Origin of the sequence: Mesorhizobium sp. M2A.F.Ca.ET.039.01.1.1 (genome assembly GCF_003998035.1) — a bacterium.
Lineage (GTDB): Bacteria > Pseudomonadota > Alphaproteobacteria > Rhizobiales > Rhizobiaceae > Mesorhizobium.
The window spans coordinates 1-524 of the sequence record NZ_RZRY01001475.1 but is presented as its reverse complement, the minus strand read 5'-3'; the positions used below and the strand labels follow the sequence as shown (position 1 = coordinate 524).

Sequence of the window (524 nt, the reverse complement as noted above, 5' to 3'; positions counted from 1 at the left end):
CGGCTGCCAGGTTCATGACGATGTCGATGTCGTCGCGACGCAATATGTCGAGCACCGCCTTCTCGTCGCAAATGTCAGCCTGCTCGAACCTGTAGTTGTGTGCATTCTCGATCGGCCGCAGCGAGGCGAGGTTGCCGGCATAGGTCAGCTTGTCGAGATTGGTCACGCGATAGGCCGGATTGGCGCACAAATGCCGGCATACGGCCGAGCCGATGAAGCCGGCACCGCCAGTCACCAGGAAATTCACGCGGCCCTCCTCACGAAACCCTCTCATGCGAACACCTCCGCCATGCCAAGGACCGGCGCGCTGAGATCCTTTTCCGAAAGCTGGAACCCGCCTGATATCGCAGGCCATTCGATGCCGATGGCCGGGTCGTCGTAACGGATCGACCGGTCGTGCTCGGGCGAATAGGTGTCGGTGACCTTGTACAGAACCTCGGTGTCGGGCTCGAGCGTGACGAAGCCGTGCGCGAAGCCTTTCGGCACCAGGATCTGGTTGCCCTTCTCGGCCGATATTTCGAGGG

General features: G+C 61.3%; 2 protein-coding genes. Both read right to left on the bottom strand.

Going from position 1 to position 524, the window contains the following annotated elements:
* Positions 1-247 (bottom strand): NAD-dependent epimerase/dehydratase family protein (locus EOA24_RS40525; RefSeq protein WP_127410948.1); only part of this gene is annotated, 247 nt, incomplete at its 3' end.
* A gap of 23 nt (positions 248-270) precedes the next feature.
* Positions 271-524: dTDP-4-dehydrorhamnose 3,5-epimerase (rfbC, locus tag EOA24_RS40520; protein WP_133375100.1), on the bottom strand; the 254-nt coding region annotated here is incomplete at its 5' end.